The sequence below is a fragment of the Janthinobacterium aestuarii genome (assembly GCF_051380835.1).
Classification (GTDB): Bacteria; Pseudomonadota; Gammaproteobacteria; order Burkholderiales; family Burkholderiaceae_D; genus Janthinobacterium; species Janthinobacterium aestuarii.
Map to the genome: position 1 here is coordinate 228,684 of NZ_JBNYXU010000008.1, position 16,623 is coordinate 245,306.

The 16,623-nt window shown below is 64.5% G+C and carries 10 protein-coding genes and 1 pseudogene; 3 read left to right on the forward strand and 8 right to left on the reverse strand.

Going from position 1 to position 16,623, the window contains the following annotated elements; translation table 11 throughout:
• Positions 1–20 precede the first annotated feature (20 nt).
• The 3 genes from mutY to ACQ4WO_RS21215 are packed head-to-tail and all read left to right on the forward strand — an operon-like array spanning position 21 to position 3,597.
• Entirely contained in the window at positions 21–1,184 is a 1,164-nt protein-coding gene (gene mutY / locus ACQ4WO_RS21205; RefSeq protein ID WP_436483148.1) for an A/G-specific adenine glycosylase, read from the forward strand.
• Complete coding sequence (locus tag ACQ4WO_RS21210; protein WP_436483150.1) at positions 1,184–2,986, forward strand: sensor histidine kinase; 1,803 nt, start codon at positions 1,184–1,186, stop codon at positions 2,984–2,986. Before mutY ends, ACQ4WO_RS21210 begins: the two co-directional genes overlap by 1 nt.
• Complete coding sequence (locus tag ACQ4WO_RS21215; protein WP_436483152.1) at positions 2,983–3,597, forward strand: response regulator transcription factor; 615 nt, start codon at positions 2,983–2,985, stop codon at positions 3,595–3,597. Before ACQ4WO_RS21210 ends, ACQ4WO_RS21215 begins: the two co-directional genes overlap by 4 nt.
• Positions 3,598–3,666: 69 nt before the next feature.
• On the opposite strand, the gene ACQ4WO_RS21220 is transcribed toward ACQ4WO_RS21215, so the two are convergent.
• The 8 genes and pseudogenes from ACQ4WO_RS21220 to ACQ4WO_RS21255 all read right to left on the reverse strand — a co-directional run bounded on the left by ACQ4WO_RS21220 (position 3,667) and on the right by ACQ4WO_RS21255 (position 16,616).
• Positions 3,667–6,885, reverse strand: coding sequence for a molybdopterin dinucleotide binding domain-containing protein (locus tag ACQ4WO_RS21220; protein WP_436483153.1), 3,219 nt, complete (start codon positions 6,883–6,885; stop codon positions 3,667–3,669).
• A gap of 10 nt (positions 6,886–6,895) precedes the next feature.
• Positions 6,896–8,008: an NrfD/PsrC family molybdoenzyme membrane anchor subunit gene (gene nrfD, locus ACQ4WO_RS21225; protein ID WP_436483155.1), complete on the reverse strand. Its 1,113-nt coding sequence runs from the start codon at positions 8,006–8,008 to the stop codon at positions 6,896–6,898.
• A 3-nt stretch (positions 8,009–8,011) separates the two neighbouring features.
• Positions 8,012–8,722 carry a sulfate reduction electron transfer complex DsrMKJOP subunit DsrO gene (gene dsrO, locus ACQ4WO_RS21230; RefSeq protein WP_051991383.1) on the reverse strand — a complete coding sequence of 237 codons (711 nt, stop codon included), beginning with the start codon at positions 8,720–8,722 and terminating at the stop codon, positions 8,012–8,014.
• Positions 8,723–9,079: 357 nt separating this feature from the next.
• Complete coding sequence (locus ACQ4WO_RS21235; protein ID WP_436483157.1) at positions 9,080–10,258, reverse strand: deoxyguanosinetriphosphate triphosphohydrolase; 1,179 nt, start codon at positions 10,256–10,258, stop codon at positions 9,080–9,082.
• Positions 10,218–11,837 carry a bifunctional shikimate kinase/3-dehydroquinate synthase AroKB gene (gene aroKB / locus ACQ4WO_RS21240; protein ID WP_166446223.1) on the reverse strand — a complete coding sequence of 540 codons (1,620 nt, stop codon included), beginning with the start codon at positions 11,835–11,837 and terminating at the stop codon, positions 10,218–10,220. Before aroKB ends, ACQ4WO_RS21235 begins: the two co-directional genes overlap by 41 nt.
• A gap of 39 nt (positions 11,838–11,876) precedes the next feature.
• Complete coding sequence (locus tag ACQ4WO_RS21245) at positions 11,877–14,045, reverse strand: Ig-like domain-containing protein (protein WP_436483160.1); 2,169 nt, start codon at positions 14,043–14,045, stop codon at positions 11,877–11,879.
• Positions 14,046–14,166: 121 nt separating this feature from the next.
• Positions 14,167–15,492, reverse strand: a pseudogene (locus ACQ4WO_RS21250) (type IV pilus secretin PilQ); the annotation flags it as partial.
• A gap of 92 nt (positions 15,493–15,584) precedes the next feature.
• On the reverse strand, positions 15,585–16,616 hold the full coding sequence (locus ACQ4WO_RS21255) for a pilus assembly protein PilP (RefSeq protein ID WP_436483162.1): 1,032 nt from the start codon (positions 16,614–16,616) through the stop codon (positions 15,585–15,587).
• Positions 16,617–16,623: the final 7 nt, after the last annotated feature.

Below are 16,623 nucleotides of genomic sequence, written 5' to 3' on the forward strand. Positions count from 1 at the left end.
ACAGAACACTGGAATCCTGCATGAAACGTTTGCTGCACCCGCTCTCGCCCGCCACGGGCATGGCACCTTTTGAAGATTATGTCGACCCGACTTTTTCCGCCACCGTCATCGCCTGGCAAAAGCAGCATGGCCGCCACGCGCTGCCCTGGCAAAACACGCGTGATGCCTACCTGATCTGGCTGTCCGAAATCATGCTGCAGCAAACGCAGGTCACCGCCGTCCTCGGCTACTACGCGCGCTTCCTCGAACGCTTCCCCACCCTGCGCGACCTCGCTAGCGCGCCCGTCGAAGACGTGATGGCGCAGTGGAGCGGCCTAGGCTACTACACGCGGGCGCGCAACCTGCACAAGTGCGCGCAGCGCGTGGTGGCCGAATACGACGGCGTGTTCCCCAGCGACCCGGCCCTGCTGGCCGACCTGCCCGGCATCGGCCGCTCGACGGCCGCCGCCATCTCCGCGTTTTCCAGCGGCACGCGCGCTGCCATCATGGATGGCAACGTCAAGCGCGTGTTCGCGCGCACGTTTGGCATCGATGCCTATCCCGGCGAAAAACGGGTCGAGGAAGCCATGTGGCGCCGCGCCGAAACGCTGCTGCCTGAAACCGGTATCGAAGCCTATACGCAGGGCTTGATGGACTTCGGCGCCACCCTGTGCACGCGCAGCAGCCCCGATTGCGGCCGCTGCCCCTTGCAGCCGCGCTGCGTGGCCTACGCCACCGGCCGCACCAAGGATCTGCCGGTGCGCAAACCGAAGAAAACCAGCCCGGAAAAACACGCCGTCATGCTCGTCATCATCGACGATGGCCAGGTGCTGCTGGAGCAGCGTCCCGGCTCGGGCATCTGGGGCGGCTTGCTGTCCCTGCCCGAACTCGATGGCCACGTGCTGGCCGGCGAGGACTGTCCGCGCGACATCGACCAGGATGCGCTGGCGCGCGCCGTGGCGCCTTTCGGCGAAATCGAATCGCAGGAACGGCTGCTGCCCATCGTCCACGTCTTCACCCACTACAAGCTGCACATCGTCCCCTGCCGCATCACCGTGGCACGCCGTCTGGCGCTGGCCGGGGAAGCGACGCACGTCTGGTACGACGGCGCGAAAATCGCGGACGCGCCGCTGCCCGCCCCCATCAAGAAACTGCTGCTGGACCTGTTCGGCGATGCGCGTTCGGCGCAGCGCAGCATGTTCTAGTGCGCAGGCTTGCCGTACTGGCGCTGGCGATCCTGTTCTCGCCAGTGCAGGCCGACACGGCGCTGCCGGAAGTCAGAATAGGCGTACTCGCCTACAAGGGCGGCGACGCCGTGCAGCAGGACTGGTCGTACGTGACGCGCCACCTGCAGGCCAGCATTCCAGGCATCCGTTTCATCCTGGCCGACTACGACCAGGCGGGCCTGACGCGCGCCGTGCAATCGCAAGCGATCGCCTTCGCCATCACCAGCAGCGGCCACTACGTGGCGCTCGAACACAGCGACGGCGCCAGCCGCATCGCCACCCTGGAATCGCCATGGACGGACTCGCCGCGCCAGGCCATCGGCTCGGCCATCGTCGTGCGCAGCGCATCACCGCTGCATGACCTGGCCGACCTGGCGGGCAAGAACGTGATGGCCGTGGCGCCCGACGCTTTTGGCGGCTACCAGATCGCCGCGCGCGAACTGCGCGAAGCGGGCATCGATCCCACGCACGATTTTGCCAGCCTGCGCTACAGCGGCTTTCCCTCGCAGCAGATCGTCGACGCCGTGCGGTCCGGCCGCATGGATGCGGGCATCGTGCGCACTTGCCTGCTCGAACAGATGGTGACACGCGGCGAAGTACGCGCCGAGGAATTGCGCGTGATCACGACGCGCCCGATTCCCGGTTTTCGCTGCGCCAGCTCGTCGCGGCTGTATCCGGACTGGCCCTTCGTGGCCCTGCGCCAGACGCCGCCCGCGCTGGCGAAAAAAGTGGCGCAAGCCCTGCTGGCCATGCCGCGCACCGGTGAAGGCTACAGCTGGACGGTACCCAGCGATTACCAGATCGTCGATGAACTGTTCCGCGACTTGCGCATCGGCCCCTACGCCTATCTGGACAAGCTGACGTTCGAGACGGCGCTGCGCCGCTACTGGGGCTGGATGCTGCTGGTGCTGGCCCTGCTGGTCGCCTGGGCCGTGCACACGGTGCGCGTGGAATACCTGGTCAGCCGGCGCACGGAGCAATTGCGCGCGGCCCAGCACCAGCAGCGCGCGCTGGAAGAACAGGCGCGCCAGCGCCAGGCCACGCTCGACCACACGGCGCGCCTGGCGATCCTGGGCGAAATGGCCAGCGCCATCGCGCACGAATTGAACCAGCCGCTGGCGGCCATCGGCAATTTCGCGCGCGGCATGGCGCGCCGCATCACGGCCGGCCGGCTCGACGCGGCGCCCCTGCTCGACGGCGCGCAGGAAATCGCCACGCAAAGCGAGCGCGCGGGTGCCATCATCCGCCACATCCGCGCGATGGCGCAAAAGCGTCCCGCGCACAGCACGGCTTTCGCCCTGGCCGGCGCCGTCGAGCAAGCAGTATCGCTGTTCAGCGCGGCCCACCCGCACGCCCATATCAGCTGGACCCACGAAGGCAGCAATCTCAAGGCGCACGTGCTGGCCGACCCGCAGCAAGTGCAGCAGGTGCTGCTCAATCTGCTGAAAAATGCGCTCGATGCGCAGGTGGAAAACGGCAATCCGCAGCATCCGATCGGCGTGCTGCTGCACCGTGAAAACGGCGCGTGCACGGTGGCCGTGCGCGACGCGGGCTGCGGCCTGCCTGCGGCGCAGATGGCGCGATTGTTCGAACCGTTCTTTACCACCAAGGCCGAAGGCCTGGGACTGGGCATGTCGCTCAGCAAAAGCATCATCGAATCGTTCGGCGGCAGCCTGTCGGCCCACGCCAACGCCGATGCGCCAGGCTTGACGGTCTGGTTCCGTCTGCCCGAAGATACCGGTATGGAAGCGCACAAGGAAATACAAAAGGAAACACCATGAATGAAAGCGATGCGATCATCTTTGTCGTCGACGACGACGCCGCCATGCGCCGCTCGCTGGCCTATCTGTTCGATTCGGCCGGCTGGCAAGTGCAGACGTTCGAGTCGGCGCGCGATTTCCTGCAGCGCTACGAAGGCCATGCGCCCGGCTGCTTGCTGCTCGACGTGCGCATGCCTTTGATGAGCGGGCTGGAACTGCAACAGGAACTGGTGCGCCATGCCGTCGCGCTGCCCGTGATTTTCCTCAGCGGCCACGGCGACCTGGCCATGGCCGTGCAAACGATGAAGGCAGGCGCCTGCGATTTTCTGGAAAAACCATGCAAGGACCAGGTGCTGCTGGACGCCGTCTCGCGCGCCGTGGCCCGCAGCGTGGAAGAAAGCCGCAGCGCCGCCAGCACAAATACGGCACAGGCAGCATTGGCGACATTGACGGCGCGCGAGCGCGAAGTGGCGCTGCTGATGGCCGAAGGCAAAGCGTCGAAAGTCATCGCCCGCGAACTGGGCATCAGCGACAAGACGGTGCAGGTGCACCGCCATAACACGATGGAAAAACTGGGACTGCATTCAGCAGCCGAGGTGGCCCGGCTGCTGATGGCGGGTGGGGAAATTTAACCGGGGTCAGACCCGCCGGGTCTGACCCCGGCCGTTACTACCTTGGGGTAAAAGGTTCGAGCCTGCTTCTCAACGAATAATCCGCGCCGGCAGCCCCTGCCGCACCGCCGTGCCCGAAACGGGATCGACAAACACGTTCTTGTCGCCGCGGCTCGGATCCGTCAAGCCCAGGTCGTTCAGATTGATGCCGGCGCCGATGGCCGGTTCGTCGGGCTGGCGCGACTTGCCAATGCGGTGGGCGCGCGCACCGTGCTCCTTGTGGCCAAAACCGTGTTCGATGGCGATCACGCCGCGCTGCACGCCATGGCGCAGCATCACCGTGGCCCTGGCCTTGCCGCCCGGCGTTTCCAGGTAAATCACGTCGCCATTTTGCAGCTTCAAGCGGGCCGCATCGTCAGGGTGCACGGCGACCGGGTTGTCCGGATGGATGCCGCGCAAGCGCCGCGCGCCGATGCTGTACGAGTTTTGCAACGCCGATTTAAAGCTGATCAGTTCGAACGGCCATTCGCTGGCCGGATAGGCCTTGCGCACGGGCGTGCCATCGGCAAACGCCGCCACTCGCCACGCGGGCGTGCCGGGAAAACGCTTGCCGCTCAAGCTGTTCTTGCTCACGCCCAGGCCCTCGTTGTACAGCATCATCGGTTTCAGGTAACGGTGCGTGGACCAGTCCTGCGGATACGGCGATTCGTCGGTCACGGGTGCAGGTACTCCCGGCGCCTTGGCGTTCGCGGGCGGCGGCAGGCGCAGGCCGAACATCTCGCCATAGCTCTGGTAGCGCCCTCCCCGCGCCAGCATGAAGGCCACCTTGCGCCATTCTTCCGGCTTCAGGGTACGTTCCAGCTCGGAACGGATGCGCACCACGCCGGACAGGTCGATATCGTCGTCGCTCGCGTCAGGCACGGACGTTTTTCCTTGCCAGGCGATGTTGGCGCCACCGCGCAGATACCAGTCTTCCGCCCGCTGCAGGGGGAAGCGCTGGCCATCCATGTCTTGCAAGGCGTCCGGGCCGAAGCCGGGCAAGGCCATCGTTTTTGCCAGCGCGATGAAGAACGATTCCATGCAGATGGTCTGGCCGTCCGGCGTTTTCTGCACGCGCGGTTCGACCACGGGCCAGCGCGCCGTGCTCATTTTGACGGGCATGCCGCCCCAGGCACCGGCCCAGCCCCAGCTTTCATACAGCAAAGTATCGGGCAGCAGGTAGTCGGCAAACGCCGAGCTTTCATTGATGAAGGGGTCGATGGCGACGATCAGGGGAATCTTCTTCGGATCGGCCAGCTCCTTGCCGATCTGCGCGCGCAAGCCCGTGATGCCGTAGACGGGATTGCAGCTCCACAGTATCAGCGCCTTCAAGGTATACGGATAGCCGTTCATGGCGCTGGTCAGCCATTCTGTGGCCAGCGCGGGCGCGTTCGGATACCACGGCGCCTTGGCCGGATACGCCTTGCCCGCTTCTTTCTTCAGCTTGAATTCCGAGGTTTTTTCATACGGGACATTGCGCCCGATCGGCATGCCGGCCGCCTTGATCTCGCCGTCGAAACTCTCGAGGTTGTAGCGCGGACCGGGTCCCGCATCCTTGAAGCTGCCGCCATTGACGAGGGTGCCGCCCTTGCGGTTCAAATTGCCGATCAGGGTATTGAGCATGACCAACGCATACGCGTTGTAAAAGCCGGCACCCGACATCATGCCGCCATGCGCATTGACGGCCGCGCGCTTGCCGTGGCTGGTCAGTTCCTGCGCCAGCCCTTCGATGATGTCGCGCGCCATGCCGCAGGCGGCCGCGTAGTCATCCATGCTATGGCGCTGCGCTTCCTCGTTAAGCATCGTCATCGCTGTCTTCAGGTGCAGCGGCGCGCCGGCCACGTCCAGCGGGCCATCGAAGAATAGCCGTCCCTCGCCCTTGGCCGCATTGTGCGGCACGATGGCTTGCGTGACGGCGTCGATCACGCAGAAGGCGTCACCATCCTTGTAGCGCTCTTCTTCCGCCAGTTCCACCGCACCGATGTCCGACGCGCGCAGGTAGCGGCCATCGCGCGGATGGCCCTTTTCGTTGATGATCAAATGCGTGGCGTTGCACCAGGCGGCCTCGCCCGCCGCTTCCGCCACCTTCAGGTTCGGCTGCACGAGGAAGTTACGGTCATAGCGTTCGTGCTCGATGATCCAGCGGATCATGGCCATGGCCAGCGCGCCGTCCGTACCCGGCTTGATCGGCACCCAGCGGCTGCGGTCGCCCGCGGCCAGGCTGTCGGCATTCGTCAGCACGGGGTCGACGACGACGTAGCTGAATTCGCGCTTGCCCGAACGGGCCTTGGCGATCAGGGTGCCCTGGCGCTTGAACGGGTTGCCCGCATTGCCCGGCGCCGTGCCGACGAAAATGCAGAACTCCGTGTTTTCCAGGTCCACTTTCGCATGCGGCATTTTCTTCATGTCGCCGAACATGGCGCCCGAGCCGCTGCGGTAGGCGCCGCCGCAATACGAGCCGTGGTTGACCAGGTTCAGACTGCCGTACGACTGCTTGAAAAAGCGCGTGCCGAACGCCAGGCGGCCATCGTCCGTGCTGCACATCAGGCCCACCTGATTGACTTGCGGGCCCAGTTCCGGCTGCGCCGGATCGATCGGTTTTTCCAGCTCGCGCAAGGCGCGCAGCCCCTGCACATGGCCTTCGCCAAACAGGTCGCCGCCTTCCGTCACTTCCTTGACCAATTGATCAAAGGCGATCGGCTCCCACTGGCCGCCGCCGCGCGGCCCTACGCGCTTCATGGGCGCCAGCACGCGGAACGGCGACTCCATCTGTTCCAGCACGCCGTTGCCGCGACCGCAAGCCGTCGAGCGGCCTTTCAAGCCCTTTTCCTGGAAGCGCGACAGCGACACAAAGCTGTCGCGTATCGACGTTTGATATGGCAGCGCCGGATCGGCCGACAGGGGGCTGTACGGATTACCGGCCACGCGCAAGACTTTGCCGCTTTTTTTATCGAGGCGCACGCGCACGCCGCAAAACGTGGTGCAGCCCATGCACATGGTGTAGCTGACCTGCTGGTCAGGATTGACGGTCAGCTTGCCCGTGGCCGTGTCGACGGAAAACTCGGGCGGCAGCGAATTGCCGTGCAGTTTCTGCACAGGTTTATCGTTACCCAGCGCGTGGTCGACCATGCGGCCGGCCGTGGTGGAAAAGCTGGCGGCAAACGCGGCCAGGCCGCCGCCGATGGCGCCATAGCGCAGCAGCTTGCGGCGCTTTTCATTGTCGTCTTCAGGGTCATCGTTACGGTCGTCGTTGTTTGTGCGTTCGTTCATTTCTAACTCCTCAGTGCGTGGCCATGGCGGGACGGTTGCGTGCAGCGACGACGCGTCCGGCCCATGGCAAAAATTCCAGCATCAGCAACAGCAGCGCAATCCACAGGCCGGCCGTGCCGATAATCCCCATCAAGCCGTCGTTCCCCATCGGCAGGTGGTAGTCGTACAGGCCGGCGCCCGTTTTCGGGATCGTCTGGCCGCCGATGAAAATCGTCCAGCGCATCATCCATGCGCTATGCAGCGCGATCAGGCCGTTGACCAGGCCACTGCTGGCAGGGCGCCAGATGGCCAGGGCCATCGGCACGATGGACGACAGCACGGCCCAGACAGCCGTGAACTGCCATTGCGGCATGCCCGCCACCTGGGTAAATGCCATACTGTGGCTGGCGCTCACGCCGGAGAGACTGACGAACAGCCAGCCGCCGCCCAGTGCCAGCACCAGCGCCAGCGACAGGGCCAGCGCGCGGTTCAGCGATACTTCCAGCGCCTTGTCGCGGCCCGGCAGGAAGCGGTTGAACAGCAGCGCCAGGCCCACCGCTCCGACAAAGGCTGTGGCCGCAAATTGCGCCGGCAGGAAGGGCGTGAACCACAGGGGACGGGCACGCACCACCATCACTTCCATCCCCGTGTACAAGCCCACGGCAAAGGCGGCCAGCAAGGTGCAAGCGGCGGCGATGCGGATGGCGCGCAGGGAAGCGGCGCCACCGCGCCCCAGCAGGCGATAGGCAAAGGCGAGGCGGTCCTGGCACTGCCCCCGCGTGGCAAAATCCACGCGCAGCGCCAGCCACGCGTACAGCATCAGGCAACCCAGATACTGGGGAATAAAGAACGAGCCCCACGACATCCACGATTGCGGCTGGAAGTAGATATAGAAATGGTAGAAGCGGCCCGGCCCATGCAGGTCGGCCAGCAGCGCCACGGGCGCCGTCATGCCGCACACGAGGGACGCCAGCAGCGCGATGCGCCCCAGGCGTTCATACGCCTTGCGGCCGAAGACGAAGTACGGCAAGGTCAGCATGAAGCTGCCGTAACTGAGGCCGATGAGGAAAAAATACTGCACCGCCCACGGCAGCCATGCCGCTTCGCGCGTGACGTTGACAATTTCGGTGATGTGGCTGTCCATGGTTTATTTCCCGTGTTTGCTCGGTTGCCAAAGAGTCGCTTCGCCTTCGACGTGGCCGGCGAAGCGCGTGTCCAGTCCCAAATAAAACACGTGGGGCTGGGTGCCCTGCTCGGGTTTCAGTACCTTCACCTTGTTCTCGGTGAGCAGCTGGTGCACCAGGCTTTCCGGGTCATTGAGGTCGCCGAAGATGCGCGCGCCGCCCACGCAGGTTTCCACGCAGGCCGGCAGCAAGCCTTCGTCGACGCGGTGTGCGCAGAACGTGCATTTGTCGGCCTTGCCCGTCTCGTGGTTGATGAAGCGCGCGTCGTACGGACACGCTTGCACGCAATAGGCGCAGCCCACGCAGCGGTCGCCATCGACGACGACGACGCCATCCTTGCGCTGGAAGGTGGCGCCCACGGGACAGACGGGAATGCAGGGAGGATTGGCGCAGTGGTTGCACAGGCGCGGCAGCATGTAGGTGCCGCAGCGGTTCTCTTCCTTGACTTCATAGGTCGAGACGACGGTGCGGAAGCTGTTTTCCGGCACGGCGTTTTCCATGATGCAGGAGACCGTGCAAGCCTGGCAGCCGATGCACTTCTGCACATCGACCACCATCGCCCAGCGCTGGCCGCCTTCGCCCTTGGTGGCCGCCTTGCTTGGCAGCGGCGCGATGGCCGCCCCGATGGTTACGGCTGGCAAGGCGCGCAAGAAACTGCGGCGCGATTCAATCATGACACTCTCCTTGACGATGGGCGGCAAGCCCTTGTTGACTTGCTGCCATGATAGAAAAGAAGGCGCTGCGGGGGTATTGGGGTGATCGTGCGGGGACCTAGATGATCATGCCAATTGACAGGATCGACAATGCGGAGTAGGTCGGATTAGCGGGGCCGCCGAGGCGCGCCAGCGCGTAATCCGACAACATTGTTGGCATGAAGTGTCGTGGTATCGCGCAGACATGTCGGATTACGCTGCGCTAATCCGACCTACCTCAGATTCCCCATGACCGCTTGCATTGGTAGGTCGGGCTAGCCGGCACGGCGTAACCCGACACGCAGCGTCGCGCGGGCAGGTCAGTGCCCGCAGTGACCGTTACAGCTCGTCGAGCGAATACAACCGGCGATGCTCGCGGATCGCGTAGCGGTCCGTCATGCCGGCGATGTAGTCGGCGATCTTGCGCGCCTGCTGCGTGACGTCGCCATCCTTGAGCTGATAGTCGGGCGGCAGCAGGGCCGGTTCGGCCATGAAGCTGTCGTACAGATCGCGCACGATGCGGCTGGCCTTTACGCGCATGCGGTTGACCTGGTAGTGGCGGTACAGATTGGCCCGTAAAAAGCGTTTCAGTTCCGTCGCGTCCTTGCGCATGGCGTCCGAAAAACGGATCAGCGGGGCACTGGCGCGCACTTCGTTCACATCACGCGGCGCGGCATCGGCAATCAGGCCGGTCGAGGTGACGATCAGATCGTCGGCCAGGGCCGTGATCAGGCGGCGCAGGGTTTCATAGATGGCGCGCCGGCCCGACAGGCCGGGGAACGCCTGCTGCACGTCGCGCCACAGGCGGCCGAAGAATTCCACCTCTTCCAGCTGGGCGATGGTGATCAGGCCGGAACGCAGACCGTCGTCGATATCGTGGCTGTTGTAGGCGATTTCATCGGCCAGGTTGGTCAGCTGCGCTTCCAGGGTCGGTTGCGTGCGGTCGATGAAGCGCTGCGCCACGGGACCCAGTTCGCGCGCATGCGTCAGCGAGCAGTGTTTCAGGATGCCTTCGCGCGTCTCGAACATCAGGTTCAAGCCATCGAAGGCGCCGTAGTGCTCTTCCAGCGTGTCGACCACGCGCAGGCTTTGCAGGTTGTGCTCGAAGCCGCCATGCTCCTGCATGCATTCGTTGAGCACGTCCTGGCCCACGTGGCCGAACGGCGTGTGGCCCAGGTCATGCGCGAGCGCGATGGCTTCGACCAGGTCTTCATTGAGGCGCAGGTTGCGCGCGATCGAGCGCCCGACCTGCGCCACTTCCAGGCTGTGCGTCAGGCGCGTGCGGAACAGGTCTCCCTCGTGGTTGAGGAAAACCTGCGTCTTGTATTCGAGGCGGCGGAAGGCCGAGGAGTGGATGATGCGGTCACGGTCGCGCTGGAACTGGCTGCGCGAGGCGTGCGGCGCCTCGGCAAAGCGACGTCCCTGCCCCTGTGCCGAATGGGCTGCATAGGGAGCGAGGAAGTCTTCGGGCAGCATGTTATTGCACTCCGGCGGCCAGGGTGGCCAGCACCAGCTCATGCGGCGCGGACGTGATGTTCGGGCTGCCCAGCGGTTGCAAGAGGATGAACTTGATGGCGCCGCCCTCGTTCTTCTTGTCCACTTCCATCAGTTCCAGCCAGCGCTCGACACCGAGGTCCGGCGCCTTGACGGGCAGGCCGGCGGCGGCGACGAGCTTGCGCACGCGCTCGACGGCTGCCTGGTCGATATAGCCCATGCGGCACGACAGGTCGGCCGCCATCACCATGCCGCAGCCGACGGCTTCGCCGTGCAGCCAGTGGCCGTAACCCAGGCCGGCCTCGATGGCGTGGCCGAAGGTATGGCCGAAATTCAGGATGGCGCGCAAGCCGCCTTCGCGTTCGTCCTGGCGCACCACGTCGGCCTTGATTTCGCACGAGCGGGCGATCGCATACGCGAGGGCGCCCTTGTCGCGCGCCATCAGCTTGGCCATGTTCGCCTCGATCCAGTCGAAAAACGCGGCGTCGATGATGGCGCCATGCTTGATCACTTCGGCCAGGCCCGCCGACAGCTCGCGCGCCGGCAGGGTTTCCAGGGTCGAGGTGTCGGCGATCACGGCGCGCGGCTGATAGAAGGCGCCGATCATGTTCTTGCCCAGCGGGTGGTTGATGCCCGTCTTGCCGCCGACGGAGGAATCGACCTGCGCCAGCAGGGTGGTGGGCACCTGCACGAAGCCGATGCCGCGCATGTAGCTCGCTGCCGCATAGCCGGTCAGGTCGCCGATCACGCCGCCGCCCAGCGCCACCAGGGTGGTCTTGCGGTCGCATTTATTGGCCAGCAGCGCGTCGAAGATCTGCATCAGGCTGGCCCAGTTTTTATATTCTTCGCCGTCCGGCAGGACGATGCTGATCACTTCGCGGCCATCGCTGGCCAGCGCCGCCTGCAGGCGGCCCAGGTACAGCGGGGCCACCGTGGTATTGGTGACGATGGCCACCTTGTGGCCGCTGATATGGCGCAGCAGCGCATCGGCGTCGGCCAGGAGACCAGGACCGATGGCGATCGGATAACTGCGTTCGTCGAGGTCTACACTCAACAACATTTTGGATTGCTCGTTCATCGAAGGCTCTGCATGAATGACGCAGTTGGGCGAGGCCTCGCATTCGAGGCTGGCCAGCTGCATCAGGATGGTCTGAACCATCGATTGTACGTTAGGACGGCCCGTGTCGATCACAATGTCGGCCACTTCCATGTAATGGGGCTCGCGCTGTGCCGTCAATTCTTCCAGCTTCCGGCGCGGGTCGGCCGTCTGCAGCAGGGGGCGGTTCTTGTCGTGGCTGGTGCGCGCGAGGATGTTGCTGACGCTGGCGCGCAGGTAGACGACCGTGCCCCGCTCCTTCAGGTAGGCGCGGCTGTCGGCGTTGAGGATGGCCCCGCCACCGGTGGCCATAACGATGCCTTCCTGGGCGCTCAGGTCACGGATGACCTCGGCCTCGCGCCGGCGAAAGCTGGCCTCGCCCTCGATTTCAAAGATCCAGGGGATGGTCGCTCCCGTGCGTGCTTCGATTTCGTGGTCGGAATCGACAAAGCGCAAGCCCAGCTTGCGGGCCAGGATGCGCCCGATCGTGGTTTTGCCTGCGCCCATGAGGCCTACTAAAAACAGATTTTGCATGTGCTGCGACAGTTAATTTGGATTACGACAATCAGTGGCTTGTCCGTACGGACTAATGACGCCTGGCGGTGAAATATCCACGCGGTTAAAGTCCGTCGCCAGCCCCGGAAGCAAAGTGTAACCGACATAAGTTGCCTCCGTCCCGGAACTATTGCCGCGAATCGTCAATTCGACGTCCAGCCAGTTGGCCCTGTCGCGCGGATAAGTCAGGGTGACGAGCGCCGTTCCCGAGCTGTCGGTCTTGCCGCCGGTCGACAGATTGAGCGGAATGCCCGGGTCGAGACGGCCATTCAGATTGAGGTCGTTATTCGGATTGAAGGTGCCACTGCGGTCCCGGTCTTCATTGTCGCACTTCAGCGCAGCCGCCACCACCCACGACTGGGCAGCCTGAGAATATTGCAGATAGCCCTTGTAATAATAGCGTGGCCAGGCGGCAGCCGTGATGATCACGTCCGGCACGGGGTTGCCGGCGGCATCCGTCACAAACACGCTATACGTCTTGCGGTAGGTGCTGCTGTCGGAGGCGTCGAGCGCATTGCCGCTGCCGGCGCTGATGAACAGCGATTTTTTCGTCACCGTCAGCTTGACCGTGGCCGCATTGCTCGACACACCCTGCAGTTGCGCCTTGACAACGACGCCATCGACACCGGTGGTGCCCTGCCCCGCGATGTAGCTGACCGTGGCCACACCATCGCTATCGGTGGAGACCAGCGAAGGCGAACTCAGGGAACCATTGCTGGCGTCGGTCTGGATCGAGAAGCTCACCTGTGCGTTCTTGACCAGGTTGTTTTCTGCCGTGCCATCGCGCACGATGGCGCGCAAGGCGCTACGCTGCGCCGTGCTGCCGGCCGTATTGGCGCCGATGACCGCCGGGTCGGCTTGCAGGCTGATCGTGGCCTGGGCCGTCAGTGGTGCAACGAACTCCACTTCCGACTGCACCGAGGCGCCGCTGTCTTCGTACTTCGCCGTGAGGGCGGTCAGGCCGGCGCCGCTGGCCTGTACGTAAGCGATGGCATTGCCACCCACCAGCGCCAGCGGCGCCTGCAATGGCGTGCCGCAGGTCGCGTCCCGATAGATGGCGCCGCGCGACGTGCTGAAACGCACATTGCCCGTTTGTGGCACGCCAGCCACATCGCTATGCACCGTCACCGCATAGCAGGTGTTCGTGTTCAAGGTCGCCAAGGCAACATTGCCTCCCGACACGGCATTGATCGTGAAGTTCGATGCATTAATTGCAATTGGCAACACGACGCTGTCACCTTGCGCCTTGACGCTGATGCTGTCGCTGCTGCCCGCCTGAGCGTTGTAGCTCAACACCAGCTGGCCGTTGTTGTCCGTCAGCGCGGGACTGGCGCCGCCGCCCTTGACCGTGATGGCATTGCTGAGGGCGCTGAAGGTCACCGGCTTGCCAACGAGGGGATTGCCGCTCGAATCGACCAGCTTGACCACCATGTCGGTGCTCGTCTTCAGATTCACCGTCGAAAAGGCACTGATAACCAGCCGGGTACCGCTGACGCCGATGTCCGTGCTGGCCGTCTGCTCACCTGCGCTGGCCGTGACCTTGATCGTGCGCAAGCTGGCGTCGCCCCCCGTATTCAGGCTGACCAGTGCCTGTCCCTGCGCATTGGTATTGACCTTCGTCGCACCCAGCGCGCCCGAATCGGCACTGAATGTCACGCTGGCATTGGGCACGACGGCATTGTTGGCGTCTTTGACAAAGGCGATCATGTTGACGGCGGTACCGCCCGACGACGCCAGGGTGCCACCGGAAGACGTCAGCAGCAAGCTGGCAATGCCGGAGGTGACAGGCACCACTTTCACCACCACGGGCGCCGACTCGACGCCGCTGCTGCTGGCCTTGATGGTAATGTCGCGCAAGCCCGCATCGCCTTTCACGCTGAGTTTTTCCGTCACCGTGCCATTGGCATCCGTCACGCGGCTGGTGTTGCTGATGGTGCCGGAACTGGCGGTAAAGGTCACCGTCTGGCCTGCCATGGCATTATTGCCGGGATTTTTCACCACTGCCGTCAGCACAACTTCCGTGCCGTCCGCGCCCGATGCCACAATCGTTGTTGCACCGACCACCAGTACCACACTGCCGACACCGGCATTCGCGCCATCCTTGACACCCAGGGTCGGATCGCCGCCACCGCCGCCACACGCGGCCAGTACAGTGCTCATGAACAGCAAGACCAGCCAGTTCGATACCCCACTCCAAGAAGTATTGCCTAAAGAAAAATTCCGCATAGTCGCCATCAGTCCGCTTTCGTTTGCATTGTTACTTAAACGTAAAGATGTGACATTAACGTGTTGCTGGCTGATCTGCCACTATTTTCGGCGTAATAAACACCATTAGTTCCGTTTTTTCTTGACTGCGGCCCGTGCTGCGGAAAAAAACACCGAGTACGGGAATGTCGCCAAGAATCGGCACCTTGCTGTCCGTGCCCCGTTCGGATTGCTGATAAATACCGCCCAGCACCACCGTGCCGCCGTCTTCCACCATCACTTGCGTACGCACGTGCTTGGTGTCGATGGCGAAGCCGGAACGGGTTTCCTGGCCCACGCTATCCTTGTTGACGTCCACTTCCAGCACCACGTTGCCGTCCGGCGTGATCTGCGGCGTCACTTCCAGGCGCAGATTCGCCTTGCGGAACGTGATCGACGTGGCGCCGCTGCTGGTGGCCACCTGGTACGGCAGTTCGATACCCTGCTCGATCAGCGCCAGCACCTTGTCGGCCGTCACCACGCGGGGGCTGGAAATGATCTTGCCCCGGCCATCCGCTTCCAGCGCCGACAGTTCCAGGTTCAGGAAGCGGTTGGCGGCCGCCGAAAACAGGCTCAGGGCGAAGCTGGCCGGCTGCAAACCGTTGATGCTGGCGGCCGGCAAGTTGACGAATTGCGTGTTCGGCACGAAAGCGCCGCTGCCTGCCACCGTTTGCCCCGTCGCCTCGCCCACGCCCTGGTAGCTGCCGCCGATGGCCGCGCGGCGCCCGCTGCCGCCCAGGGAAAAGCCGGGCAGCTGGCCCGCAGCCAGGCGCTGGTCCGTAAAACCCAGGCGCGCGCCCAGGTTGCGGCTGAAGCTGTCGTTCGCCTCGACGATGCGCGCCTCGATCATCACTTGGCGCGTTGGAATATCCGTCTTGGCGATCAGCTGGCGGATCTGCTCCAGGCGCACCGGCACGTCGGTGACGAACAGCTGATTCGTGCGCGGCTCGATCAGCACGCTGCCACGGCGCGACAGCAAGCGGCTGCGCCCCTCTCCCGCATCGAGGCCGAACACGGTTCGGAACGCTTCGGCCTTCTGGTAATTGAGCTGGAAAATGGCTGACTGTAACGGTTCGAGTTCCGCGATCTGGGCGCGCTGTTCCAGTTCCAGCTTTTCGCGCGCAAGGATTTCTTCGCGCGGCGCGATCCACAGCACGTTGCCGTTGCGCCGCATGTCCAGGCCCTTGGCCTGCAGCAGCACGTCGAGCGCCTGGTCCCACGGCAAGTCGCGCAGACGCACGGTCACATTGCCCGCCACGCTGTCGCTGGCGATGATGTTTTGCCCCGACGCATCGGCCAGGATGTGCAGGGCTGCGCGTACGCCCACGTTCTGAAAATCGACGGAGATTTTGTCGCCCGCATACAGGCGCGGCGCCGACACCTGCACCACGGCTTCCTGGGCAAGAACGCCGGCATGCAGACACAGCATGGCGGCCAGGAGCATGCGGTGCGGCCTCATGGCGCCGCCTCGGGCAGGCCGACCTTCGCACCCGCCACTTGCAAGGCCAGGCTGCCGCGCCGCTCGCGCCACCCGCCTCCCCCGTCCTGCAGCAACTCCTTGTACTGCAGCGCCTGTTCGCTGATTTGCGTGACCTGGCCGTGGTCCGGCCCCAGATACTGGCCCACCGCCACCCGGTACACGCGATGGCCCGCCAGCAGCAATGCGCTCAGACGCCCATCCTGTTGCACGCTGCCGACCATGCTGATGGCCGGCAAGGCCACGCTTTCCAGCGGCTCGCGCATCCGCCGCAGGTCAGGCCCCGCCACGCCGCCCTGCTGACCGGACACGGACACCGGCGGCAAGGCATTAAATGGATCGGCCAGGGCAGCGGCTTCGTAGGGGTGCGGCGCGACAGCGGCAAGCGGACGCCAAGTTGATATCACTGCGGGCGCGCCCGCCTTGGGCGGCAATGCCGCTTGCGCCGCCAGCTCCCCCGCTTCGGGCAAGCGATACGCTTGCAACACGGCATCGAGGGTCAGCAAGCGATCCTTGCCAAGGGTCAGGGCCAGCGCATGCACTGTGACGATGCGCGGCAAACGCGCCAGGTCCGCCAGCAGCGCGCCCATGGCGTGGTAGCCGCCACGCAACTGTATGGCGATCGGCAAGGCGACATAGGGCGCTTGCGGCCGCGCAGCACCGGGCTTGAACAGGGAAAATTGCAGACCGCGCGCCTGGCCTGCGGCGTTAATGTCCGTCAACAGTGCCGCCATCGCTTGCTGGTCGGGCAATTGCTGTTCCAGCAGGGCCAGCTCGGCGCCGGCCTGGCGCTGCTGCGCGCGCCACTGCGGCAACTGGCTCGCCCTGGCCTGCGCCGCCAGATAATCGGTGCGCAAGCGCCCCTCCTCGCCTTGCGCCACCTGCACGGCGGCCATCAAGCCATCGAGCCACACAACGTGCAGCAGCGCAGCCACCAGCGCACCGGCCAGGGCGGCGCAAGCGAGGCGCACCGGTAGCGGCCACAGCGACGCGGTCTTCAAGCTCAGCATGATCAAC